Genomic DNA, 22432 nt, shown 5'->3' on the forward strand with positions numbered 1-22432 from the left:
CTCAGGTCTCGGCGATGGCGCGGCGGCGGCGTTCGTTGAACAGCGCCAGGATGGTGGCCGCCGTCTCCTCGATGGAGCGGCGGGTGACGTCGATGAGGGGCCAGCCGTTGCGCGCGCACAGCCGGCGGCAGAAAGCGATCTCCTCCGACACCGCCTGTCGGTCGGTGTAGGCGGCGCCGGTATCGGCGGCGTTGAGCCCCAACAGCCGGTTCTGGCGGATTTCCACGATGCGCTCCGCGCTCGCCACCAGCCCCACCACCAGCGGCTTTTTCAACGTCTCGATGTTGGGCGGCAGCGGAACGTTCGGCACCAGGGGAATGTTCGCGGTCTTGATGCCCCGGTTGGCGAGATAGATGGAGGTCGGCGTCTTGGAGGTGCGCGAGACGCCGAGCAGCACCACGTCGGCGCTCTCCAGATCGTCGGTCATCTGCCCGTCGTCATGCACCACGGTAAAGTTCAAGGCGTCGATGCGCTTGAAATAGCTGGCGTCGAGCGAGTGCTGGCCGCCGATCCGCGGGGTCGGCTCGCCGCCGAGGTAGGATTGGAACAGCCGCACGATGGGCGCCATCACCGACAGATAGGGCAGGCCCAGGTCCTGGCAGCGCGCCTTCAGGCTGCCCCGGATCTCGTTGTCCACCAGGGTGTAGAGCACGATGCCGGGGTTCGCCTCGATCTCGCTCAGCACCCGATCGAGCTGCTTCATGCTGCGCACCAGCGGATACACATGCTCGATGGCCAGCACGTTGGCATATTGCGCGCACGCGGCACGGCCCACGGTGATGAGCGTCTCGCCCGTCGCGTCGGACACCAGATGCAGGTGAAAATAGCTTTCTCGGGGAGCTCTCGTCGCCGTCACTTTATCCACCGCCACTGTGGAAGGCTGTTGAAGAATGCATGCCCGCCGCGACGACACAAGGTCGGCCTGGGGAAAGGGGGGATCGTCATCCACATTTCGACTCGAAGGAACTGAATCGCGACCCTCCTGTGTGGGGATGTGCATATCCCATGGCGCCCCCCGCGTTAATCCTTTGTTAACCGGCCTCCGCCGGGCCTCGGCAGGGTGGCGAAAATGGTATCTGAATCGGGATGACGTGTGGATTGGTTGTCGATCGCGCTGCGACTGGTTAATCAACCGTAAAGACTCTGAAGACTCTCTCTTTAAAAATAGACTCTCATTTATTGAAGGCATGGGATGAGCCTCACTCCGGCAACGCGATCGCCCTTCCTCGCCGTCCTGGACGGAGCGCCCCTCGATCCTCCGCCGCTCTGGATGATGCGGCAGGCTGGCCGCTATCTTCCCGAGTACCTCGCGGTACGGGCCACCGCCGGCGATTTCCTGACCCTGTGCTACAGCCCCCGGCTCGCGGCCGAGGTGACGCTTCAGCCCATCCGCCGCTTCGGCTTTGATGCCGCCATCATCTTTTCAGACATCCTGGTGGTGCCCCATGCGCTTGGGGTGGGCCTTACCTTCGCCGCCGGCGAAGGGCCGCGCCTGGAGCCGGTCGATACCGCGGCCCGCATGGCCAGCCTCGCCGAGCAGCTCGATCCGGCCCGCACCGAGCCCGTGTACGAGGCGATCGCCTCGGTTCGCGCCGCATTGCCGGCGGAAGTCGCCTTGATCGGCTTCTGCGGCGCGCCCTGGACGGTGGCCACCTACATGGTGGCAGGGCATGGCACCGACGACCAGGCGCCAGCGCGCTTGCTGGCGTTGCGCGAACCGGCGTTGTTCCAGGCCCTCATCGACCGGCTGGTGGAGGCGTCCATCGCCCATCTGTCGGCGCAGGTCCGGGCCGGGGCAGACGCGGTGCAGATCTTCGACACCTGGGCCGGCGTGCTGGACCCGCTGTCGTTCGAGGCCTGGTGTGTCGAGCCGCTGAGGCGCATCGTCGCCGGGTTGAGGGCGGAGCATCCGCAGGTGCGGGTCATCGCCTTTCCCAAGGGGGCGAGCCTGGAGGCGCTGGAGCGCCTGTCCGCCATCGGCGTCACCGCCATCGGTCTCGACTGGACCGCCGACCGCGCCGCGGCGCGCACCCGGCTTGGTGGTGCGGTTGCGATTCAGGGCAATCTCGATCCGCTGCGCCTGATCGCTGGCGGAGCGGCGCTGGACGACGAAATCCGCCGCATCCGCGCCGATTTCGCGGGGACGCGGCACATTTTCAACCTCGGCCACGGCATCCGCCCGGAAACGCCCATCGCCCATGTGGAAGCGCTGGTCGCCGGGGTAAGGTCGGCGCCATGAGCCGGCCCGGCGGGTGAGGAACACGCATGCTCTATCTGTGGATCAAGGCCCTGCACATCGTCGCCGTGATCGCCTGGATGGCGGCGCTGCTCTACCTGCCGCGGCTTCTGGTGTATCACGCCGGCGCCGCGCGCGGGTCGGCGCAGTCGGAGACCTTCAAGGTCATGGAACGGCGGCTTCTGAAGGCCATCGCCAACCCGGCCATGATCGTGGCCTGGCTCGCCGGCCTGTTCCTGGCGTATGAGGGAAACTGGTACGGGGATGGCTGGTTCCACGCCAAGCTGGCGCTGGTTCTGGCCCTATCCGCCGTGCACGGGTTCCAGGCGCGCTGGGTGCGATTGTTCGCCGCCGACGCCAATACCCATTCGGCAAGATATTACCGGATCGCCAATGAGGTGCCGACCCTGCTGATGATCGGCATCGTCATCCTGGTGGTGGTCAAGCCGTTTTGATGACGGATGTGTGTGAAGGAAAGGCTTGCGCCGCGCCCGCGTCATGCTTATCCTCCGCATGCTTTCCTCAACGCAGGCGAACGCGCTGGCTGAGGTCTGGGCCCTGGTGTCATTCAGGCGGCTCAGGCGCGCGCGTCAGGCGGAAGCTCTCGCCCCGGCTACCCCTGAAGACCTGCGATCCCCCGCCCTTCCTCACAAGTCCGTTTCGCGTGTCCCTGCGGAACGACTCATCAAGACCTTAATCGAGGCTTTCCCATATGCGGGAAGTAAAACTTCAAGACCTGAAATCCAAGACGCCCGTCGAGCTCCTGGCCTTCGCCGAGGAGAACGAGGTGGAGAATGCGAGCACCCTGCGCAAGCAGGAGCTGCTGTTCGCCATCCTCAAGCAGCTCGCATTGAGCGAGACCGAGATCATCGGCGAGGGCGTGGTGGAGGTGCTGCAGGACGGCTTCGGCTTCCTGCGCTCTCCGGAAGCCAATTATCTGCCCGGCCCGGACGACATCTATGTCTCCCCGTCCCAGATCCGCCGGTTCGGCCTTCGGACCGGCGACACGGTGGAGGGGCAGATCCGCTCGCCGAAGGAGGGGGAGCGCTATTTCGCCCTTCTCAAGGTCAACACCATCAATTTCGAAGACCCCGAGAAGACCCGGCACAAGATCAATTTCGACAACCTGACCCCGCTCTATCCCGACGAGCGCCTCAAGCTCGAGCATGAAGAGCCGCAGGGCAAGAAGGACTTCTCGGCCCGCGTCATCGACATCGTGGCGCCCATCGGCAAGGGCCAGCGCGGCCTCATCGTGGCGCCGCCGCGCACCGGCAAGACGGTGCTGCTGCAGAACATCGCCAAATCCATCACCGCCAATCACCCCGAGTGCTACCTCATCGTGCTGCTCATTGACGAGCGGCCGGAGGAAGTCACCGACATGCAGCGCTCGGTGAAGGGCGAGGTCATCTCCTCCACCTTCGACGAGCCTGCCGCCCGCCACGTGCAGGTGGCCGAAATGGTGATCGAGAAGGCGAAACGGCTGGTGGAGCATGGCCGCGACGTGGTCATCCTGCTGGATTCCATCACCCGCCTCGGACGTGCGTACAACACGGTGGTGCCGTCCTCCGGCAAGGTGCTTACCGGCGGCGTGGACGCCAATGCACTGCAGCGGCCCAAGCGCTTTTTCGGCGCCGCGCGTAACATCGAGGAAGGCGGCTCGCTGACCATCATCGCCACCGCGCTCATCGAGACCGGCTCGCGTATGGACGAGGTGATCTTCGAGGAGTTCAAGGGCACCGGCAATTCGGAAGTCATCCTTGACCGCAAGGTCTCCGACAAGCGCGTGTTCCCGGCCATCGACATCACCCGGTCGGGCACCCGCAAGGAAGAACTGCTGGTCCCCTCCGACACGCTCAAGAAGATGTACGTCCTGCGCCGCATCCTCAACCCCATGGGGACGGTGGATGCCATCGAGTTCCTGCATGACAAGCTCAGGCAGACCAAGACCAATCAGGACTTCTTCGATTCCATGAACACCTGACCACCGGAGCGGGATGGAACGTCCCGTGTGAGATCGAAGGCCAGCCGTGGGACTGTCAATTCCGGACATTCCCTGAGGCTGGCCTTTCGCATTTGCGGCCGAGGACCTATCTTCGGAACCAGACGCCGGCGCGCCGGCGACCCATATTTCGAGGATTAGGCCATGTTCATTCAGACCGAAGCCACGCCCAATCCGGCGACCTTGAAGTTCCTGCCGGGCTGCCCGGTTCTTCCCGAGGGCGTGCTTGATGTGCGCACCGGCGACGAGGCCCGCCGCTCGCCCCTGGCGCAGCGCCTGTTCGAGGTGCGTGGCGTGGAGGGGGTGATGCTGGGTCCGGACTTCGTCACCGTGACCAAGACCGAGGGAGACTGGCGGCAGATGAAGCCCGCTATCCTCGGCGCCATCATGGAGCATTTCATGTCTGGCGCGCCGGTGGTGGCCGAAGGCGTGGTGCTGGAGGACGCGACCGATGGCGACGAGTTCTTCGATCACGCTGATGCCGAGATTGTCTCCACCATCAAGGAACTGCTCGACACGCGGGTGCGTCCGGCGGTGGCCAATGACGGCGGCGACATCACCTTCCGCGGCTTCAAGGATGGCGTGGTCTATCTCAACATGAAGGGGTCGTGTTCAGGCTGTCCCTCGTCCACGGCGACGCTGAAGAACGGGGTGGAAAACCTGCTGAAGCACTTCGTTCCGGAGATCCGCGAGGTGCAGGCCGCCTGAGCGGTATGAGCGGGCTTTCGGGAGGCGCCGGATCGACCATCCGGTGCCTTTGTTAACCTTCTGGCAAGGTGAGCGGCGAGGGTCCCCTTCCGTTTACGTCCGTTTCGGGCAATCGTGGCGGCAAAGGGGCTTTAGCGTTCATGTTCGTTCTGGCCATAGATACCGCGCTTTCGGCGTGTTCCGCGGCGGTGCTCGACGCGGAGAATGACAGCGTCGTGGCCGGCGATTCGCTGCTCATGGAGCGCGGCCACGCCGAACGCCTCATTCCCCTGGTGGAACAGGTGATGAGCGACGCCGGGCTCGATTTTGAGCATCTGAGCCGCATCGCGGTCACTGTGGGGCCCGGCAGCTTCACCGGGCTCAGGGTGGGGCTTTCGGCGGCGCGGGGCTTCGGGCTCACCGCCAACCGTCCTGTGGTCGGCGTCACCACCCTGGCCGCCCTCGCGGCGCCATTCCTGGCGCTGGACGACGCGGTGCCGGTGGTGAGCGTGATAGACGCCCGGCACGGCCATGTTTTCCTGCAGATGTTTGGTGTCGGCGGACGCACCCTGATCGCTCCGAAGGTGACGTCGGTGCGCGAGGCGGCGCGCGCCGTGGCCATCGGACCGGCGCGCCTGGTGGGTTCGGGCGCGGCGCTTCTGGGCGAGGCGTGGCCCAATGGCGAGCAGCCGCCGCTGTCGCTGGACGTGGTCGCGGCGCCGGACGTCGCCTGGGTCGCCCGGCTTGGGGTGGCGGCGGACCCGGAGGCGGCGGAGCCCAAGCCCTTGTATCTGCGGGCGCCGGATGCCAAGCCGCAGGACAAGGCCCGCATCGCCCGGCGATGATTGCGTTGATCGACTATCTGTTTCCGGCTCCGCCACCGGTCCTGCGGGCGGCGGCCGTGACCGATGCCGCCGAGCTGGCGCAGCTTCATGGCGCCTCCTTCGCCCATGGCTGGGCGACGGAAGAGTTCGAGCGGATGCTCGCGGAACCGGCGGTGCGCGGCCACGTTGCCGTCGTCGGTGGGCGCGGCGCGTTCCTGCCGGGGGGCGTGGCGGGATTTGTCCTGTCCCACGTGGTGGTTCCGGAGGCGGAAATTCTCTCCATCGCCGTCACCGCCGGCGCGCGCGGTCGCGGCCTGGGACGGGAACTGCTGGCGTATCACCTCGCGCGCCTCGCGGCGGAGGGGGTGACCACCTCCTTCCTCGAGGTTGAGGAAGGCAATGCCGCGGCGTTGAAACTGTATGCACGGATCGGCTATCAGCAGGTGGGCCGTCGCAAGGGCTATTACGGGGGCGCGGACGCATTGCTGCTGCGACGGGACTTCTAAGCACGCGGCCGGCGCCGTCCGGGGCGAGATGAGAAGTCCTTGCCGCCGGCCGGTGGCGGGGCGATAAGGCGGGCATGTCGCGCCGTTACTGCGGAGGTGCCGCGTGAGCGGAAAGATCAGTGTCATCGAGCAGGCGTGCCTGACCAAGGGCATGCGGATGACCGAACAGCGGCGGGTGATCGCGCGCGTCCTGTCCGGTGCGCAGGACCATCCGGACGTGGAGGAACTGCACCGCCGCGCCGCCGCCATCGACGACAACATTTCCATTTCCACCGTCTACCGTACGGTGAAGATGCTTGAGGACGCGGGCATCATCGAGCGGCATGATTTCGGCGACGGCCGCGCCCGCTATGAGCAGATGCCGGACGAGCATCATGACCACCTCATCGACCTGCGCTCGGGGCAGGTGATCGAGTTCCGCTCCGAGGAGATCGAGGAACTGCAGGAGGTGATTGCGCGCCGGCTCGGGTTCAAGCTGCGCGGACATCGGCTGGAGCTGTACGCGGTTCCCCTCGACGACGACGAGAAATAAGCGCCAGCGGCGGAGACCGGATGATGTTGCACCGCCGGAGAGATTCCGCCCGCTCGGGCCCGGCGCCCGACCCCAAGGGGGACGCCGACGCGGTGCTCTATTACGGGCCCGGGCCCATTGCCGATCTCGGTCCCGAATGCCCGCTGGTGACCCGCGGGCTGGATGGGCTGCGGATGGGGCTGGTGTTGGCCGGCGTCGGGTTCGCCACCCTTATCGGCATTCCGGCGCAATGGGTGTCGCTAAAGCTCGGCTTGTCCAGCCGGCGGCACATTCCCCGCCTGTATCATCGCATTCTTCTGTGGGCGCTCGGGGTCCGCGTGACCGTGCGGGGTGCGCCGGATCCGCATCGGCCGCTGCTGATCCTCGCCAATCACGTATCCTGGCTCGATATTCCGGTGATCGGCTCGCTGACGCCGCTGTTCTTCGTCGCCAAGAGCGAGGTCTCGGGCTGGCCGCTGATCGGCCTGCTCGCGAAGTTCCAGCGCACGGTGTTCGTTGACCGGCAGAGGCGGCACGCGACCGGGGAGGTCAACCGCGAGATCGCCGAACGCCTGGTGGATGGTGATCCGGTGGTGCTGTTCCCCGAGGGCACGTCCGGCGATGGCAATCGGGTGCTGCCGTTCCGCACCGCGCTGGTCGGCGCGGTGCGCGATGTGTTCGTCACCCATGACGCCGTGGTGGTGCAGCCGCTGATCATCGCCTACACGCGGCTGCAGGGCCTGCCCATGGGGCGGGGCCATCGCCACCTGGCCGCGTGGTACGGCGACATGGAACTGGCCGACCATCTGTTTTCGGTCTTGCGGCAAGGCGCCATCGACGTGGAGGTGACCTATGCGCCACCGCTGCGTCTCGATGCCAGCCACGATCGCAAGAGCGTTACCCGTGCCGCCGAAGAGGCGGTTCGCCACCACTTGGCCCGAAGTCTTGCCGGACGTAGTGAAGAAGTCGGCTAATAAAAAACTTTCCTATGTGAAATAAGGAAGCGGCCATGACCATTCTCGCGGCTATCGGCCTTGGCTATTGCGCCCGGCATCTGGTGGCCGGGCCGGTGCCGGCGTTCAGTTCGATCATCGCCACCGCCCGTTCGCCGGAGGCTGTCGCCGCCATGCCGAACGGGCTGGACGGTCATGTGTTCGATGGGGCGCGGCTGTCCGCCGCCTTGGCGGCGGCGCTGGCGCGGGCCGAGGTGCTGGTGGTATCGGCGCCGCCGGATGCCGCCGGAGACCCGCTGCTGCAGCTCGGCGCCGGCGCCTTGGAGCGGGTTCGGCAGGTGATCTATCTCACCACGCTCGGCGTCTACGGTGATTATCAAGGGGGGTGGGTGGACGAGACCAGCCCGGCGCGGGGGGGCACGGCGCGGCTTGAGCGGCGTCTTCAGGCTGAGGCCGACTGGCTGGCCTTCGGCCGGCGTCAGGGCGCGGCGGTGGCGATCCTGCGCCTCGCCGGCATCTATGGTCCCGGCCGCAATGCGCTGGAGCAGCTGAAGCGCGGCGAGGCGCGCATCATCGACAAGCCCGGGCAGGTGTTCAACCGCATCCATGTGGCGGACATCACCCAGGCCATCCAGGCGGTTATGGCGCGGAATTTCTCCGGGATATTGAACGTTGCCGACGATCTGCCCACCGCGCCGGGGGTGCCGGTGGCCTATGCGGCCGAGCTGCTGGGCCGACCCGCTCCAGCGCCCGTCGCGTTCGAGGTGGCGGCGCGGGACATGACCCCCATGGCGCGCAGCTTCTGGGGCGCCAGCAAGCGGGTGTCCAATCGCCGGCTGAAGGAGGAGCTGGGCGTTCGCCTCGCCTTCCCCACCTACAAGGAGGGGCTGGCCGCCTTGGCGGCGGTCGGCGAGGGGCGCTGAACCGTCACCGCGAGCAGGGCCACCGCTCAGGGGGCATCCGCCCCGCGCGGCCCGCCGGCCGCGCCCTCACGTTCGGGCGAAGGTGAGATAGGTTGGAATGCGCCCATCCTGGAGCGCCTTGGCTTCGTAGCGGGTGCCGGGCCAGTCGGGATAGGGCGTGGTCCAGTCGCCGGCGGTGCCGGCGGTCCAGCGGAAGCCGCCGTGGGCGCGGATGGCGGCGAGGGTCCAGCCCACATAGTCCGGCACGTCGGACGCGACCCGGAAGGTGGCGCCGGGCGCCAGCACCCGCATCAGCCGGTCGAGATTGTCGGGCCGCACGAACCGGCGCTTCCAGTGGCGCGTCTTGGGCCAGGGATCGGGATAGAACAGGTCGGCCCCGGCAAGGCTGGCTTCGGGCAGGCGATCCAGCAGCAGCGCGGCGTCTGCGTCGAACAGGCGGATGTTGTCCCGTCCGCTCTTCTCCAGGTCCACCAGCATCCGCGCCATGCCGTTGATGAACGGCTCGACCCCGAGAAAGCCGGTGCCGGGCCGGCGGGTCGCATGGTCGATGAGATGCTCGCCGCCGCCGAAGCCGATCTCCAGCCACAGCGCCTCCGGCGGGGTGGCGAACAGGTTGGCGGGAGCTGCAGCTTCGTCGAGCGTGAAGCGATACCGCGGCAGCAGGCGCGTCATGGCGTCCTGCTGGGTGGAGCGCAGGGCCTTGCCGATGCGGCGGCCATAGAAGGCGCCAGGGCGCAGCGGCTCTAGGGGAGATGAAGGGGTGTTCGGATTTGCCACGCTGGAATTCTCATCGGGCCGCCGCGCCGGCGCCTGCCCGTCACGTGCGCCGGTGACGCCTGGTGCATGACGACATGTCAAACGAGGCGGCCGCGAAACGGCCATGGCCGGGACGAGCCCGGCCATGGAACAGAAACGGGACGGGCATGGGCTGCGAGGCCGCCGCCCATGCCCGCCGCCGACGGGGGTTCTCGGCGCCTCAGGCGAGGGCCGACTTCAGCGTGTCCACGAGATCGGTCTTCTCCCACGAGAAGCCGCCGTCCGCTTCCGGCGCGCGGCCGAAGTGGCCGTAGGCGGCGGTGCGGGCATAGATGGGCTTGCTGAGGCCGAAATACTCGCGGATGCCGCGCGGACGCAGGTCGATGACCTCGCGCAGCACCTGTTCCAGCTTGGCCTCGTCCACCTGGCCGGTGCCGTGCAGGTCCACATAGACCGCGAGCGGGTCGGAGACGCCGATGGCGTAGGCGAGCTGGATGGTGGCGCGATCCGCCAGCCCGGCCGCCACCACGTTCTTGGCGAGATAGCGCGCGGCATAGGCCGCCGAGCGATCCACCTTGGTGGGGTCCTTGCCGGAGAAGGCGCCACCGCCGTGCGGCGCGGCGCCGCCGTAGGTGTCCACGATGATCTTGCGGCCGGTGAGGCCGGTGTCGCCGTCCGGCCCGCCGATCACGAACTTGCCGGTGGGGTTGACGTGCCAGACGGTCTCGCCGGAGATCCAGCCGTCCGGCAGCGCCGAGCGGATGTAGGGCTCGACGATCGCCTTCACGTCCTGGGACGACAGGTGCTCGTCCAGGTGCTGGGTGGAGAGCACCAGCTGGGTCACGCCCACCGGCTTGCCGTTCTCGTAGCGCACGGTGACCTGGCTCTTGGCGTCGGGGCCGAGCGCCTTGGTGGCGCCGGAATGACGCGCGTCCGCCAGCGTCTTCAGAATCTTGTGGGCATAATAGAGCGGTGCGGGCAGGAGTTCGGGCGTCTCGCGGACGGCGTAGCCGAACATGATGCCCTGGTCGCCGGCGCCTTCGTCCTTATTGCCGGCGATATCCACGCCCTGGGCGATGTCCGCCGACTGGGAGTGCAGAACCACGTCGATCTTGGCCTTTTCCCAATGGAAGCCGGCCTGCTCGTAGCCGATGTCCTTGATGGCCAGGCGCGCGACGTGGGACACGAGGTCACGGGTGATGGAGGAGGGGCCGCGGGTTTCGCCGGCGATCACCACCTTGTTGGTGGTCGCGAGCGTCTCGCAGGCGACGCGGATCTGGGTGGGGTCCCAGCCCTCGGCCGCGGCGGTTCGGAAAAACGTATCCACGACCTCGTCGGAGATGCGGTCGCAAACCTTATCCGGATGGCCCTCGGAAACGGATTCACTCGTGAACAGGTAGGATTGACGCGCCATGTTTCGGCCCTTCTTGCGCCCGCACCGCGTTACGGATGTTGCTTTTCGCAACGCGGCGGGGTGCGGTCAAGATCACCGAGGCGAGAGCGTTCGTCAAATCGAACGTCAGGTCTCCGTTTCGCCGGCGATGGCGATCACGAGATCGACGATGCGGCGGCGGACGCGGGCGTCCGTGATGCGCATGAAGTTGCGGGTGAGGGTCAGCCCGTCGGAGGTGGCAAGAAAGTCGGAGACGTACGCGGGGGATTGCGCCTCCGCGAGGCCGTCGCTTTCAGGCCCCACGCTGGGGGCTCCCTCGAAGAAGAACGCCACAGGCACGCCCAGCACGATGGAGATCTGCTGCAATCGGCTCGCCCCGATGCGGTTGGTCCCCTTTTCATACTTCTGGATCTGCTGAAACGTAATCCCGAGGTGCTCGCCCAGTTTCTCTTGGCTCATGCTGATCATCATGCGTCGCATTCGCACGCGGGAACCAACATGCTTATCAATAGGGTTCGGCGCCTTCTTGACCATGGTCTCTCCGGCTATGTCGGAAAAGAGTATTGTGACTTCGCGATGCGAAGGCTGCCCTGATTGACGGCGAACATAGGCACACATGGGGTGAGCGTCGATCAACTTCTGCGTGTAATACGCCGCGAAAGAGGTAATAGCGCAAGGACAAGGGCGCAGAATTGCACCCAGATCAGCACTGCCCGCGCGTGCATCGAAGCCAGTGGAACCGGTTCCAGGGGTTGAGGTAGCGGCCCCTCGACCAGTGCCCGTTCCCCGAGTGCTCCGTATGCGACGATTTGTCCCATGGGGTCCACGATGGCGGAGATGCCGGTGTTCGCGGCGCGCACCAGGGGCAAGCCCTCCTCCACCGCCCGCAACCGTGCCTGGACAAAGTGCTGGTAGGGTCCCGGCGTGTGTCCGAACCAGGCGTCATTGGTCAGATTGAGCAGCAGGCGGGGCCGCTCTCCATCGGGAATCACGTTTCCGGGAAAGATAATTTCATAACATACCAGGGGTGCGACCAGGGGTAACCCCGGGATCACCAGCGCCCGCGGGGCGGGCGCGGCGGAAAAGCCGCCTCGCACACGCGTGAGTTGTTCAAGGCCCCAGTGTTCCAACGTGCTCTGCAACGGCAAGTATTCCCCGAACGGGACGAGATGAAACTTGTCGGTGCTGCGGAGCACCTGGCCGTGATGATCGATCACCCGAATGGAGTTGTAGAACGGCGAGATCTGGCCCCGGGGCGGCGCGCCATAGCGCACTGCGCCCGTGACCAGGGTGACATTAGCCGGCAATGTATCGGCGATGGCGGCGGCGGCCCAGGGCTCGCGCTCATAGATGAAGGGCAGGGCGCTTTCCGGCCAGATCAGGACATCGACGTCGGCGAGCCCGCGTGGGGAAACGGGGCTCGTCTCCGCGCTCTGGGCGAGGTAGTCGGCGAAGATCTCCGCGCGGCGGCCATAGTTGAACTTCTGGTCCTGCGGCAGATTGGGTTGCATGATGCGCAGCCGCACGTCGGGTACGAAGGTGGTGGCGGTGCCGGACAGGCGGGCGGCGCCCCAGCCGGCGGCGGCGGCGATCACGAGGGCGGCGGCGGCCACCCCCAGCAGGTCGCGCCGCCGTCCCGACAGGGCCAGCACCGGCGTCGACAGCAGCAGCAGGGCGAAGAAGGTGAGGCCGTAGACGCCGACCAGTGCCGCCCCCTGCATCAGCGGCAGGGACTGGGCGAACGCATAGCCGAAGGTGTTCCAGGGGAAGCCGGTGAGCACATGGCCGCGCAGCCATTCGGCGGTGGTGAAGGCGAAGGTGAAGGCGAACAGGCGGAAGGGACCCGGCGACCACAACAGCCGCGCCAGGACGGCGCCGCCGGCGGTGAAGATCGCGAGCCCGGCCGGCATGGCGAGGACGGCGAACGGGAGCAGCCAGCCAAATACCTCCGCCTCCACCAGGAAGGCGGCGCCGATCCACCAGAGCGAGGCCAGGAAGTAGCCGAAGCCGAACGCCCAGCCGATGGCGGCGGCGGCGCGCAGCGCGGGCCACGAGCGGCCCGGTGTGCCGTCGAGCAGCAGCACCAGCACTGGAAAGGCGAGCGCCAACGCCGGCCACAGGCCAAATGGCGGCATGGCCAGGGCGCCAGTGGCGCCGGCCGCCACAGCGGCGAGCATGCGTCGCCAGCCCCGCAGGTCGCTCACGCCACGGACGCGCGCGAGAAGGGCGCCGATCCGTCCCCGCGCCGGCGGCGCGGGGGTGTACTCAAGGGTGGTCATGGTCTGCGCACCGGCCTTTGCTGCCGCAAGGAAGGCAGCGCCACCCGCAGGGCTGGCGGCGCTGATTCGCAGGGCGCAGGATCGCCGGCACCGGGCGGCGGGTCGAGCCCCCGCGCGGCCCGGGCGACGGCATCAGGCGCCGTCGGCGGCCACGGCATCCTCGGGGGCACCGGCGCGGGGCGGGGGGATGATGCGCAGCTTCTTCACCCGCCGCGGATCGGCCTCCAGCACCTCGACCTGGTAGTGGCCGGGCAGGGTGATGATCTCGCCGGCATGCGGCACCCGCGCGGCCACCCGAACCACCAGCCCGCCGAGGCTGTCCACCTCCTCCTGTTCCTCCTCGGAGGCAAAGCCGGGGCCGAGCACCTCCACCACCGCCTCCAGCGGCGCGCGGGCGTCCACCAGGTGGCTGCCGTCGGGCTGGGCCTCCAGCAGGCTCTCGGCGGCCTCGTCGTGCTCGTCCTCGATCTCGCCGACGATCTCCTCCACCACATCCTCGATGGAGACGAGGCCGTCGGTGCCGCCATACTCGTCGATCACCAGGGCGAGATGGGTGCGGGCGGCCTGCATGGACACCAGCAGGTCCACCGCCGGCATGGAGGGGGGCACGTAGAGCAGGCGGCGGGTCAGGCCGGCGTCTTCCAGGGTGCGGTCGAGATCCACCGCCGAGAGGTCGAGCTTGCTGCCGGGCGGGCTGGAGGTGATGCCGCTGGCCAGGAAGGCGATGAGATCGCGCAGGTGCACCATGCCCACCGGGTCGTCCAGGGTCTCGTCATAGACCACCAGCCGGGAGTGGGCGTCGGATACGAACACCTTGAGCAGCTCGCCCAAAGAAATGTCCTTGCGCACGGCGACGATCTCGGCGCGGGGCACCATGATGTCGCCGATGCCCACCTCCTTGAGGTGGAGAATGTTGCGCAGCATCTTGCGTTCAGCGGGCGTGAACTCGCTTTCCTCCCCGGTCGCGCTCGACGCGTCCAGCACCTCCGTCAGATCTGTCCGGAGCGAGCCGTGCGGGCGGAACGTGCCGAGGAGGGCACGCAATCGATCGAGAAAACTTTGCGGCTCCGCTGAGCTGGTCTCGGTCGGTTGGTCGATGTTGGCCATGGCCTCTCTTCAGCTTCAGCCACCGTCCTGCGGCAGGCGGTAGGGATCATCGATCCCGAGCCCGTCGAGGATCTGGCGCTCCAAGCCCTCCATTTCTTCTGCTTCGTGGTCCTCAAGGTGATCGTACCCTATCAGGTGCAGGGTGCCATGCACCACAAGATGGGTGAGATGGTGCGCCACCGGCTTGCCGTCCAGCGCCGCTTCCCGCGCCAGCGTCTCATAGGCGACGATCACGTCGCCGAGCGGCTGGGGCGCGTCGTCCACGTCCTCCGGCAGGTCCGGGGCCGGAAACGAGAGCACATTGGTCGGCTTGTCGATGTCGCGCCATTCGCGGTTGAGCACGCGGATGCGGGCGTCGTCGGTGAGGGTGATGCTCATTTCCGCCGGCGCCGGCACTTCCTCGCTCACGGCGGCCAGGGCCGCCAGGGCCGCCTCGATGGCGATGCGTTCGGCATCCGGCAGTTCGGACCAGAGCGGGGCGTCCACCAGCACGTCGATCTCGACGGCGTCGGGCGGCAGCGGGGCGGCGTCGGGGCGCGGCATGGTCAACCCTCGCTCCGGGAGGAGCGGGCACCGGCGGCGGCCTGCTCGTAGGCGGCGACAATTCGCCCCACCAGCTCATGGCGGACCACGTCCTCGGCCTTGAAGGTGCACACGCTCACGCCCTCCACCTGACCCAGCAGACCCACGGCCTCGGCGAGGCCGGAGGTCTGGGCGCCGGGCAGGTCGGTCTGGCTCGGGTCGCCGGTGACGATCATGTGCGAATTCTCGCCGAGCCGGGTGAGGAACATCTTCATCTGCATGGAGGTGGCGTTCTGCGCTTCGTCCAGGATCACGGCGGCGTTGGAGAGGGTGCGCCCGCGCATGAAGGCGAGCGGCGCGATCTCGATCTCGCCCGATTGCAGGGCCCGCTCGACGAAGGCGCGGTCCATCAAATCGTGCAGGGCATCGTAGATGGGGCGAAGGTAGGGGTCCACCTTGTCCTTCATGTCGCCGGGCAGGAAGCCCAGCCGCTCGCCGGCCTCCACCGCCGGGCGCGACAGGATGATGCGGTCCACCATGCGCCGTTCCAGCAGGTGCACCGCATAGGCCACCGCGAGCCAGGTCTTGCCGGTGCCCGCCGGGCCGACCCCGAACACCAGCGTATGCCGCTTCAGGGCGCGGATGTAGGCATCCTGCGCCGGGGTGCGGGCCCGGACCGGGCGGCGGCGCAGCTGGATTTCATCGAAGGCCTGGCGCTGGCTGGCCGGATCGAAATCGAACAGGGAGCCTTGGGACGTCACCTCGCGGATGGCGCCGTCCACATCGCCCGGGGTGAGCTCAAGGCCCTTCCGGAGGCTCTCGTAGAGGTGCTCCAGAACCGCCCTTGCCTGCTCGCAGCCGTCCCGGCTTCCCTCCAGGGTGACGTGGTTGCCGCGGGAATCGGCTTTCACACCCAGCTTGCGCTCGATCAGGGCCAGGTTGCGCCCATAATGGCCGAACAATTGGGTGGCGAGGCGGTTGTCGTCGAACGCCAGCACCACGTGGGTGGGCGCCTGGTCCGCCGCTCCGGCCCAGGGGGCGGTGACCGCCGCGCGGGCGGGGCCGGCCGACGGGCCGGACGGTGAACGATCCAGGGGCCGGTCCAGGGGCCGGTCGGGGCGGTCGCGGTCGCTGCCGGGTCTGCGCAAGCTTCAGGCCTCCAAGGGCTCCAGGCGGGTGGCGGACGCGCGGGACGGCCCGGACGCGGGGCCGTCGCAGCGCCCGGCGAGGCTGTTGGGGCCCACGTCGGTGATGGTGACGGTGACCAGGGCGCCGATGCCGGCGGGTGGGTCGGTGACCACCACGCTCTGGAGATAGGGCGAGCGGCCGATGACCTGGCCCGGCTGGCGGCCCGGCTTTTCCAGCAGGATGTCGAAGGTGCGGCCGCGGCAGGCGGCGTCGAAGGCGGCCTTGGAGGCCTCCAGCTCCTTTTGCAGGATGGCGAGGCGCTCGGTCTTCACCGCTTCGGGCACCTGCTGCGCGTGGTCGGCGGCAGGGGTGCCGGGGCGGGGGCTGTATTTGAACGAATAGGCGCTGGCGAAGCCCACCTGGCGCACCAAATCCAGGGTTTCGGCAAAATCGGCCTCGGTCTCGCCGGGGAAGCCGACGATGAAGTCCGAGGACAAGGCGATGTCCGGCCGCGCCGCGCGCATCTTGTCGATGATGGCGAAGAAGTCGTCGCGCCCGTGCTTGCGGTTCATGGCCGCCAGGATGCGGTCGGAGCCGGACTGCACCGGCAGGTGCAGGTAGGGCATGAGCTGCGGCAGGTCGCGATGGGCTGAAATCAACGCATCGTCCATGTCGCGGGGGTGGGAGGTGGTGTAGCGCAGGCGGGCGAGGCCCTCCAGGCGCGCCAGCCGTTCCAGCAGGCGGGCGAGGCCGTGGGGCGCGCCGTCCTCGCTCAGGCCATGGTAGCCGTTGACGTTCTGGCCGATGAGGGTGATCTCGCGCACGCCCTGGTCGACCAGACGCTCGGCCTCGGCCAGGATCTTGGCCACCGGGCGCGACATCTCGGCGCCGCGCGTGTAGGGCACCACGCAGAAGGTGCAGAATTTGTCGCAGCCCTCCTGCACCGTCACGAACGCGGCCGGCCCGCGGGCCCGGGTGGCGGCGCGGGTGGGGGCGGGCAGGTGGTCGAACTTGTCTTCCACCGGAAAGTCGGTATCGACCGCGCGCCGGCCGGCCTTGGCCTCGGCCAGCAGCTCGGGCAGGCGGTGGTAGCTCTGGGGCCCGACCACGAGGTCGACCACCGGCGCCCGCTGCATGATCTCGGCGCCCTCGGCCTGGGCGACGCAGCCGGCCACGGCGATGAGGGTGTCGGCGCCGGTTTCCTGCTTCTGCTTGCGCAGCCGTCCGAGCTCCGAATAGACCTTGTCGGCGGCCTTCTCGCGGATGTGGCAGGTGTTGAGAATGACCAGGTCGGCGTCGGCCGGGTCCTGGGTCTCCACATAGCCCTCCTGAGCCAGGGTGTCCGCCATACGCTGCGCGTCGTAGACGTTCATCTGGCACCCGAAGGATTTCACGTAAAGCTTGCGGGGCTGCTGCATTGTCGCGTGTTCTGCCGGCTCACATCATCGCGCAGGGGCGCGACGTGATCGTGACGCCGGATCTGTCCGCCCCTCGCTCGCCTTGAATTGTCCGATCCTACCGGCAAACCGGGGGTTTGGGAACCGGGGACTGGCGCCAGCCCCCGGCAGCGGGAACGGCGCCTATCCCTCCTGCGCGACGCCGGCTTCGGCGAAGGTGGCCATGCCGCGGTGGCAGGCCACGGCCGCCTTCACCACGCCCACCGCCAGCGCCGCGCCGGAACCTTCGCCCAGGCGCATGCCGAGGTCGAGGACCGGCTTGAGCCCCAGCCGGTCGAGCAGCGCCCGATGCGCCTTTTCCGCCGAGACGTGGCCGGCCAGGCAGTGGTCGAGGGCGGAGGAGTCGAGGGCGTGCAGCACCGCCGCGGCGGCGGTCACCACATAGCCGTCGAGGATCACCGGCACCTTCTCGTGGCGGGCGGCGAGGATGGCGCCGGCCATGGCGGCGAGTTCCCGCCCGCCCAGGCGCCGCAGCACTTCCAGCGGGTCGGAGAGGTGGTCCTTGTGCAGGGCCACCGCCTCTCGCACCACCTCGATCTTGCGCGCCAGCACCGGGCCGGTGGAGCCGGTGCCGGCGCCCACCCAGTCCTCGGCCGTGCCGCCATAGAGGCCGTGGCAGAGGGCGGCGGCGATGGTGGTGTTGCCGATGCCCATCTCGCCCAGGCACAAAAGGTCCGATCCGCCGGCGATGGCCTCCATGCCGAACGCCATGGTGGCGGCGCAGGCCTTCTCGTCCAGGGCCGCCTCGCGGCTGATGTCGGGGGTGGGATAGTCGAGGGCAAGGTCGAACACCCTGAGACCGGCGTCGAAGGTGGCGCAGATCTGGTTCACCGCGGCCTTGCCGGCGGTGAACGCATCGAGCATCTGCCGCGTGACCGTGCCGGGATAGGGTGAAACCCCCCGGTCCGCGACGCCGTGGGTGGCGGCGAACACCGCCACCATGGGCCGGTTGACCACCGGCAGGGAATTGCCCTGCCAGGCGGCGATGTGAACGGCGATGTCCTCCAGCCGTCCCAGCGCCCCCGGCGGCTTCACCAGTTCGCCCTGGCGCTTCAGCGCCGCGCCGCGCGCGCCGTCGTCGGGGCCGGGCATGGTGGCGACCAGGGCGCGGATGTCGTCGAAGGGATGGCCGTTCTCGGGGGGATACATGCGCAGATCCAGGGCAGCGAAGATGGGCGCTGCATAATGCCCCCGGCGCCACATCGCAAATGCCGGGCGCCGGATGCGCCCGGCCCGGGGCGGGCGGGCGCATCCGGGAGGACCGCTCAGGCCTCGCGGATGTCGCCGGCGGCGCGGGCGAGGATCTCCACGATGCGGGTCTCGGCGGCGCGGCTCTGGTCCAGCTTCTGCCGCGACACGTCGCGCAGGTTCTCGATGGCGGCCTCCACCAGGCGGGGCAGCTGTGCGCCGGCATTGGGGCCGCCCTCGCTCCAGCCCATCCACTTGCGCACCCGGCCCATCTTGTCGCCGATCTGCGAGATGCGCTCGAGGATGGCATCGGCGAAGTCGCGGTTCTGCTCCAGGTAGGCGCGGCCCTCTTCGGTGATGGAATAGAGCTTCTTGGCGCCGTCCGGCTCCGCCGTCACATAGCCGGCCTCCTCCAGGAAGGTGAGGGTGGGATAGACCACGCCCGGGCTCGGCGCATACCAGCCGGCGGTCTTCTCCTCGATCAGCTTGATGATCTCGTAGCCGTGGCGCGGCCGCTCGGCGATCAGGGCGAGGGCGAGAAGCTTCAGGTCGCCGTGGGCCAGCATGCGGCCGATGCGGAACATCTCGCCGCCGCCGCCGCCTCCCCGTCCGCGACCGCCCCGTCCGCCGCGCGAACCGCGCATCTCGCCATCATCGCCCGCGCCGCCGAAATGGGCCTCGTGCCCGTGGTGTCGGTGTCCAAACATGTTTAGTTCTCTCAGATATGTCTTTCGATACATGATGATGCGTTTGTATCTTTCGATATATCTCGTGTCAATGCGCCGGGCGGCGGTGGGGTGCTGATGAGATCACGACTGTGTGATTGGGTGCCGGCCCGCCAAAGGCCGGTGCGCGCACCGGTGCGGGCGCAGGGCTACGGCCTCGCGCCGATGGGTGCGGCGCGGGGGACGGTCGCGGCCGGAAGCCGGTTCAGATGGCGGTGCGGCCGCTCACTGCGCGGGGGTGTCGGCCTGGGGCTGCTTCGGCAGCAGCCAGGACAGGAGCGAGGGTGCCGGCTTCTGGCTGTTGGGCAAGCGCGCCACCACGACGATCTTCTTGATCTCGCCGCGCCGGTAGGCGCTGAGGATCTTGCCGTGATCCTTCACCGAGACGCAGCCATTGGAATCGCCGCGCGGTCCCATCATGAAGGGATGGATGAGGAAGCCGTCGCGGCCATACATCTTGCCGCTGCCCACCGGCGTCATGCGCAGCGTCTCCACCCCGTGGAACAGGGCTTCGCGCGGGCGCAGCGTGTAGATGTTGGGCGGGGTGGGGCCGCGCATTTTCAGCGCCACCTGGCGGATGTCGTCCATGGCCTCGCCGTAGCCGGAGTGGGCCTCCAGCTTCTCGCCGTTGGGCATGTACACCATCTGGCCTTCGATATCGTACAGCGCATAGCCGCTGCCCGGTGTCGGCAGGGGCACCCCCTGGTCAACGGAGCTCGGGGCGGCCGGCGCCCGGGGGGCGGGGGGCGGGGCGGCCTCGGGCTCGACCGGCCGGTTGGCGGCGGGCGGCGCCACCTCCGGCACGTCGGTGGGAGTGAGGGAGGCAAGCTGGCGCCGGCCGCGCAGCAGCGGATTGCCCTGCGGCAGCGGCACTGCCGGCAGTTGCGGCTCGGCTTCCGGCAGGCGCCCGGCGAACAGCGGGTTGCGCGAGGGCACCGGAACGCTCTCGATGATGAGGGCGGCGATGCGGGCATCCCGCTCCGGGTCGGCGCCATCGGAACGGCGCGGCAGCGCAAAGGTGCTGGGCGGGGCGGTCAGGCTCGGCCCGAGAATCCAATAAGAATCGATGGCCAGCGCGCCGGAGCCGGGCAGGCCGTCGGCGCGGCTCACCGGATCGAAGGTGCTGGCCAGACTGTAGACGCGGGGACCGGGCGTGACGGCGGCCCGCAGCTCGAAGCCATCGGCCTGGGGCGCGCTGCCGATCCGGGCGAACCCGGACGTGGCGGCGAAGGCGGCGACCGCGACCACCGAAACGCCCAGCACGCCCGCCGCCACCATATGGGGGGCGCGCCACCGCCGGCGCGGGGTCGTGTCGTCCGTCTCGAAGTCCGTTGTCCAGTTCGGTTCCGCCATGACCCTCGTCGCTCGAAACGATGCCTCATCACGATTCTGGTCCCGCAGCGGCGGAACCGTCTCGTCACTGCCGGGGCGGCCGGAGGCCGGTTCCGGCGTGCGGGGCCCGTCCGATGCTTCCGGCCGGCGACACCCGCTGTCCTGACGCAAGTCCACGATCGTCACACTCGTGCCCGACCCGATGTCCACGGCGTGCCTGCTCTCCCCACGCTGGGGAGGGGCGATGCCCCAAGGCTCCGCACCGCGATGCGGCAGCCCCCTCGGGCCTGTCGCCTGAAACCTATCGAGGTTCCGTAACCAATCTCTTTACGGGGACCGGAACAGATTGAAAAGGCGAGAATAAGGAGCGCCGTGCACGCAATGCTCCACACCCCGCCGCTGGTGCGACAGCGGGCAATCGGTGCGCACGGCATGCTGGTGCGGCATGTCCATTCGCGCCGCCTCTCCCCCGGTCTCAGGCCAAAGCCCCGTTGCGGCTCCTCCCGTGTCTGCGCGCGCGGCCGGATGAGCCGCAGCATGCTTGAAGTCTGGCACATGCGGGCACTGCGGCAACCGGCCGGTTCCTTCACAACTGGGTGTGCGCTGGCGCTACGACAAGCGTGCGGTGCCTCCGGGAAAATACGATCGGCGCACGCACCCCGGCCAGGACCCCAGAGGCGGCGGGGCCGCCGCGCCTGTTCCACACCCGTTCCACACCCGTTCCGCGCGCGCTCCTGCGTGGTCTTGCCGCAGACCCCGGGCCGCATGGCGTGGCCCGCCGCCGCGGCGGGCGGGGCGCTGGCAGAGGTGAAGAATGATCGGCGCGACGATGCGTATTGCGCCGCACTCGCGCTATAAGGGTCCCATTCGACGGCCCGAACCGGAACCGACCTTGCGATGCCCGCCAAACCCGAAGCCGCCCTTGACGCCAGCGCCCTTTCCGCGGCCGATCTCGCCGGTGCGTTCGCCCGCCTCGCCGACTACATGAACGACGCGATCCTCGGCCAGCCGGCGTTTGTCGATCTGCTGCTGGTGGCGGTGCTGGCGGACGGGCACCTGCTGGTGGAGGGCGCGCCCGGCCTCGCCAAGACCAAGGCCATCAAGGCGCTGGCCCGGGCCATCGATTGCGATGACCAGCGTATCCAGTTCACGCCGGACCTGCTGCCGTCCGACCTCACCGGCACCGACATCTTCCGCCCCGAGGACGGCAGCTTCCGGTTCCAGCCCGGCCCGGTGTTCCACAATTTCATCCTGGCGGACGAGATCAACCGCGCCCCCGCCAAGGTGCAGGCGGCGCTGCTGGAGGCCATGGCCGAGCGGCAGGTGACGGTGGGCGGCGTCACCTATGCCCTGCCGCACTTGTTCCTGGTGATGGCCACCCAGAATCCGATCGAGCAGGAAGGCACCTATCCACTGCCGGAAGCCCAGCTCGACCGCTTCCTGCTGCATGTGAAGATCGACTATCCCGACATCGCCGCCGAGCGGCGCATCCTGCGGCTGGTGCGCGGCGAGGCCAATGGCGAGGTGGTGGAGTTCGGCGCGCCGTTGGCCCAGTCGGTCATCTTCGCCGCCCGCAAGGCGGCGCTCGCCACCTATATGTCGGCGGCGGTGGAGGAGTATCTGCTGCAGCTCGTGTTCGCCACCCGCACCCCCACCCTCTATGGCGACGACCTGGACGGGTTGGTGTCGTTCGGGGCGAGCCCGCGTGGCTCCATCGCCCTCGACCGCTGCGCCCGCGCCCATGCCTGGCTGCGCGGCCGCGACTTCGTCACCCCCGAGGATGTGCAGGCGGTGGCGAAGCCGGTGCTGCGGCACCGCATCCTGCTCACCTTCGAGGCCGAGGCCGATGGCATGGGGGCCGACGACTTTCTCGACGCCCTCGTCGCGCGCGTGCCGGTGAGCTGAC

The 22432-nt window shown here is 68.4% G+C and carries 22 protein-coding genes; 10 read left to right on the top strand and 12 right to left on the bottom strand.

Annotation, left to right across the window (positions count from 1 at the left end):
- Position 1: 1 nt before the first annotated feature.
- Positions 2-865 carry a pyruvate, water dikinase regulatory protein gene (locus V5F53_RS17260; RefSeq protein WP_393996270.1) on the bottom strand — a complete coding sequence of 288 codons (864 nt, stop codon included), beginning with the start codon at positions 863-865 and terminating at the stop codon, positions 2-4.
- Positions 866-1192: 327 nt separating this feature from the next.
- Between V5F53_RS17260 and hemE the strand changes: the two genes are divergently transcribed.
- The 9 genes from hemE (at position 1193) to V5F53_RS17305 (ending at position 8639) form a co-directional block, all read left to right on the top strand.
- Positions 1193-2239, top strand: a complete 1047-nt coding sequence (gene hemE / locus V5F53_RS17265) for a uroporphyrinogen decarboxylase (protein ID WP_393996160.1) — start codon at positions 1193-1195, stop codon at positions 2237-2239.
- Between the two features lie 26 nt (positions 2240-2265).
- A complete protein-coding gene (gene hemJ / locus V5F53_RS17270) occupies positions 2266-2691 on the top strand; it encodes a protoporphyrinogen oxidase HemJ (protein ID WP_393996159.1) in 426 nt (141 codons plus the stop codon).
- A gap of 257 nt (positions 2692-2948) precedes the next feature.
- Positions 2949-4217 (top strand): transcription termination factor Rho, encoded by a 1269-nt coding sequence (gene rho / locus V5F53_RS17275; protein WP_393996158.1) that lies wholly within the window; start codon positions 2949-2951, stop codon positions 4215-4217.
- Positions 4218-4379: 162 nt separating this feature from the next.
- Complete coding sequence (locus V5F53_RS17280; RefSeq protein WP_393996157.1) at positions 4380-4943, top strand: NifU family protein; 564 nt, start codon at positions 4380-4382, stop codon at positions 4941-4943.
- Positions 4944-5083: 140 nt separating this feature from the next.
- The gene (gene tsaB, locus V5F53_RS17285) at positions 5084-5767 is read left to right on the top strand and encodes a tRNA (adenosine(37)-N6)-threonylcarbamoyltransferase complex dimerization subunit type 1 TsaB (RefSeq protein ID WP_393996156.1); all 684 of its coding nucleotides are present in this window, start codon (positions 5084-5086) and stop codon (positions 5765-5767) included.
- Positions 5764-6252: a GNAT family N-acetyltransferase gene (locus V5F53_RS17290; RefSeq protein ID WP_393996155.1), complete on the top strand. Its 489-nt coding sequence runs from the start codon at positions 5764-5766 to the stop codon at positions 6250-6252. The genes tsaB and V5F53_RS17290 overlap by 4 nt, the downstream gene beginning before the upstream one ends.
- 151 nt (positions 6253-6403) lie before the next feature.
- Positions 6404-6784, top strand: a complete 381-nt coding sequence (locus V5F53_RS17295) for a Fur family transcriptional regulator (protein ID WP_393996269.1) — start codon at positions 6404-6406, stop codon at positions 6782-6784.
- Positions 6785-6804: 20 nt separating this feature from the next.
- Positions 6805-7737 carry a lyso-ornithine lipid O-acyltransferase gene (gene olsA, locus V5F53_RS17300; protein WP_393996154.1) on the top strand — a complete coding sequence of 311 codons (933 nt, stop codon included), beginning with the start codon at positions 6805-6807 and terminating at the stop codon, positions 7735-7737.
- 35 nt (positions 7738-7772) lie between these two features.
- Complete coding sequence (locus tag V5F53_RS17305) at positions 7773-8639, top strand: Rossmann-fold NAD(P)-binding domain-containing protein (protein ID WP_393996153.1); 867 nt, start codon at positions 7773-7775, stop codon at positions 8637-8639.
- A 66-nt stretch (positions 8640-8705) separates the two neighbouring features.
- On the opposite strand, the gene trmB is transcribed toward V5F53_RS17305, so the two are convergent.
- The 11 genes from trmB to V5F53_RS17360 all read right to left on the bottom strand — a co-directional run bounded on the left by trmB (position 8706) and on the right by V5F53_RS17360 (position 20547).
- Positions 8706-9416 carry a tRNA (guanine(46)-N(7))-methyltransferase TrmB gene (gene trmB, locus V5F53_RS17310; protein ID WP_393996152.1) on the bottom strand — a complete coding sequence of 237 codons (711 nt, stop codon included), beginning with the start codon at positions 9414-9416 and terminating at the stop codon, positions 8706-8708.
- Between the two features lie 199 nt (positions 9417-9615).
- Entirely contained in the window at positions 9616-10809 is a 1194-nt protein-coding gene (gene metK, locus V5F53_RS17315; protein WP_393996151.1) for a methionine adenosyltransferase, read from the bottom strand.
- A 105-nt stretch (positions 10810-10914) separates the two neighbouring features.
- Positions 10915-11322, bottom strand: a complete 408-nt coding sequence (locus V5F53_RS17320; protein WP_393996150.1) for a helix-turn-helix domain-containing protein — start codon at positions 11320-11322, stop codon at positions 10915-10917.
- A gap of 98 nt (positions 11323-11420) precedes the next feature.
- Positions 11421-13067 carry an apolipoprotein N-acyltransferase gene (gene lnt / locus V5F53_RS17325; RefSeq protein ID WP_393996149.1) on the bottom strand — a complete coding sequence of 549 codons (1647 nt, stop codon included), beginning with the start codon at positions 13065-13067 and terminating at the stop codon, positions 11421-11423.
- A 132-nt stretch (positions 13068-13199) separates the two neighbouring features.
- Positions 13200-14174, bottom strand: a complete 975-nt coding sequence (locus tag V5F53_RS17330) for a hemolysin family protein (protein WP_393996148.1) — start codon at positions 14172-14174, stop codon at positions 13200-13202.
- Positions 14175-14189: 15 nt separating this feature from the next.
- Positions 14190-14717 carry an rRNA maturation RNase YbeY gene (gene ybeY / locus V5F53_RS17335; RefSeq protein WP_393996147.1) on the bottom strand — a complete coding sequence of 176 codons (528 nt, stop codon included), beginning with the start codon at positions 14715-14717 and terminating at the stop codon, positions 14190-14192.
- 2 nt (positions 14718-14719) lie between these two features.
- A complete protein-coding gene (locus V5F53_RS17340; RefSeq protein ID WP_393996268.1) occupies positions 14720-15697 on the bottom strand; it encodes a PhoH family protein in 978 nt (325 codons plus the stop codon).
- 150 nt (positions 15698-15847) lie between these two features.
- Positions 15848-17242, bottom strand: coding sequence for a tRNA (N6-isopentenyl adenosine(37)-C2)-methylthiotransferase MiaB (miaB, locus tag V5F53_RS17345; protein WP_393996146.1), 1395 nt, complete (start codon positions 17240-17242; stop codon positions 15848-15850).
- Between the two features lie 162 nt (positions 17243-17404).
- Positions 17405-18430 carry a nicotinate-nucleotide--dimethylbenzimidazole phosphoribosyltransferase gene (gene cobT / locus V5F53_RS17350; RefSeq protein ID WP_393996145.1) on the bottom strand — a complete coding sequence of 342 codons (1026 nt, stop codon included), beginning with the start codon at positions 18428-18430 and terminating at the stop codon, positions 17405-17407.
- A gap of 116 nt (positions 18431-18546) precedes the next feature.
- Entirely contained in the window at positions 18547-19176 is a 630-nt protein-coding gene (locus V5F53_RS17355) for a PadR family transcriptional regulator (protein WP_393996144.1), read from the bottom strand.
- A 243-nt stretch (positions 19177-19419) separates the two neighbouring features.
- The gene (locus V5F53_RS17360) at positions 19420-20547 is read right to left on the bottom strand and encodes a DUF2778 domain-containing protein (RefSeq protein WP_393996143.1); all 1128 of its coding nucleotides are present in this window, start codon (positions 20545-20547) and stop codon (positions 19420-19422) included.
- A gap of 963 nt (positions 20548-21510) precedes the next feature.
- On the opposite strand from V5F53_RS17360, the gene V5F53_RS17365 reads away from it, so the two are divergent.
- On the top strand, positions 21511-22431 hold the full coding sequence (locus V5F53_RS17365) for an AAA family ATPase (RefSeq protein ID WP_393996267.1): 921 nt from the start codon (positions 21511-21513) through the stop codon (positions 22429-22431).
- The last annotated feature ends 1 nt before the right edge of the window (position 22432 follow it).

The sequence above is a fragment of the Xanthobacter cornucopiae genome, assembly GCF_043195065.2.
GTDB lineage: Bacteria > Pseudomonadota > Alphaproteobacteria > Rhizobiales > Xanthobacteraceae > Xanthobacter.

What these genes read in the sequence shown, in the direction of transcription:
- hemE (WP_393996160.1), top strand. Translation starts at nt 1,193, where the DNA reads ATGAGCCTCACTCCGGCAACGCGATCGCCCTTCCTCGCCGTCCTGGAC.
- hemJ (WP_393996159.1), top strand. Translation starts at nt 2,266, where the DNA reads ATGCTCTATCTGTGGATCAAGGCCCTGCACATCGTCGCCGTGATCGCC.
- rho (WP_393996158.1), top strand. Translation starts at nt 2,949, where the DNA reads ATGCGGGAAGTAAAACTTCAAGACCTGAAATCCAAGACGCCCGTCGAG.
- V5F53_RS17280 (WP_393996157.1), top strand. Translation starts at nt 4,380, where the DNA reads ATGTTCATTCAGACCGAAGCCACGCCCAATCCGGCGACCTTGAAGTTC.
- tsaB (WP_393996156.1), top strand. Translation starts at nt 5,084, where the DNA reads ATGTTCGTTCTGGCCATAGATACCGCGCTTTCGGCGTGTTCCGCGGCG.
- V5F53_RS17290 (WP_393996155.1), top strand. Translation starts at nt 5,764, where the DNA reads ATGATTGCGTTGATCGACTATCTGTTTCCGGCTCCGCCACCGGTCCTG.
- V5F53_RS17295 (WP_393996269.1), top strand. Translation starts at nt 6,404, where the DNA reads ATGCGGATGACCGAACAGCGGCGGGTGATCGCGCGCGTCCTGTCCGGT.
- olsA (WP_393996154.1), top strand. Translation starts at nt 6,805, where the DNA reads ATGATGTTGCACCGCCGGAGAGATTCCGCCCGCTCGGGCCCGGCGCCC.
- V5F53_RS17305 (WP_393996153.1), top strand. Translation starts at nt 7,773, where the DNA reads ATGACCATTCTCGCGGCTATCGGCCTTGGCTATTGCGCCCGGCATCTG.
- metK (WP_393996151.1), bottom strand. Translation starts at nt 10,809, where the DNA reads ATGGCGCGTCAATCCTACCTGTTCACGAGTGAATCCGTTTCCGAGGGC.
- V5F53_RS17320 (WP_393996150.1), bottom strand. Translation starts at nt 11,322, where the DNA reads ATGGTCAAGAAGGCGCCGAACCCTATTGATAAGCATGTTGGTTCCCGC.
- lnt (WP_393996149.1), bottom strand. Translation starts at nt 13,067, where the DNA reads ATGACCACCCTTGAGTACACCCCCGCGCCGCCGGCGCGGGGACGGATC.
- V5F53_RS17330 (WP_393996148.1), bottom strand. Translation starts at nt 14,174, where the DNA reads ATGGCCAACATCGACCAACCGACCGAGACCAGCTCAGCGGAGCCGCAA.
- ybeY (WP_393996147.1), bottom strand. Translation starts at nt 14,717, where the DNA reads ATGCCGCGCCCCGACGCCGCCCCGCTGCCGCCCGACGCCGTCGAGATC.
- miaB (WP_393996146.1), bottom strand. Translation starts at nt 17,242, where the DNA reads ATGCAGCAGCCCCGCAAGCTTTACGTGAAATCCTTCGGGTGCCAGATG.
- cobT (WP_393996145.1), bottom strand. Translation starts at nt 18,430, where the DNA reads ATGTATCCCCCCGAGAACGGCCATCCCTTCGACGACATCCGCGCCCTG.
- V5F53_RS17355 (WP_393996144.1), bottom strand. Translation starts at nt 19,176, where the DNA reads ATGTTTGGACACCGACACCACGGGCACGAGGCCCATTTCGGCGGCGCG.
- V5F53_RS17360 (WP_393996143.1), bottom strand. Translation starts at nt 20,547, where the DNA reads ATGGCGGAACCGAACTGGACAACGGACTTCGAGACGGACGACACGACC.
- V5F53_RS17365 (WP_393996267.1), top strand. Translation starts at nt 21,511, where the DNA reads ATGAACGACGCGATCCTCGGCCAGCCGGCGTTTGTCGATCTGCTGCTG.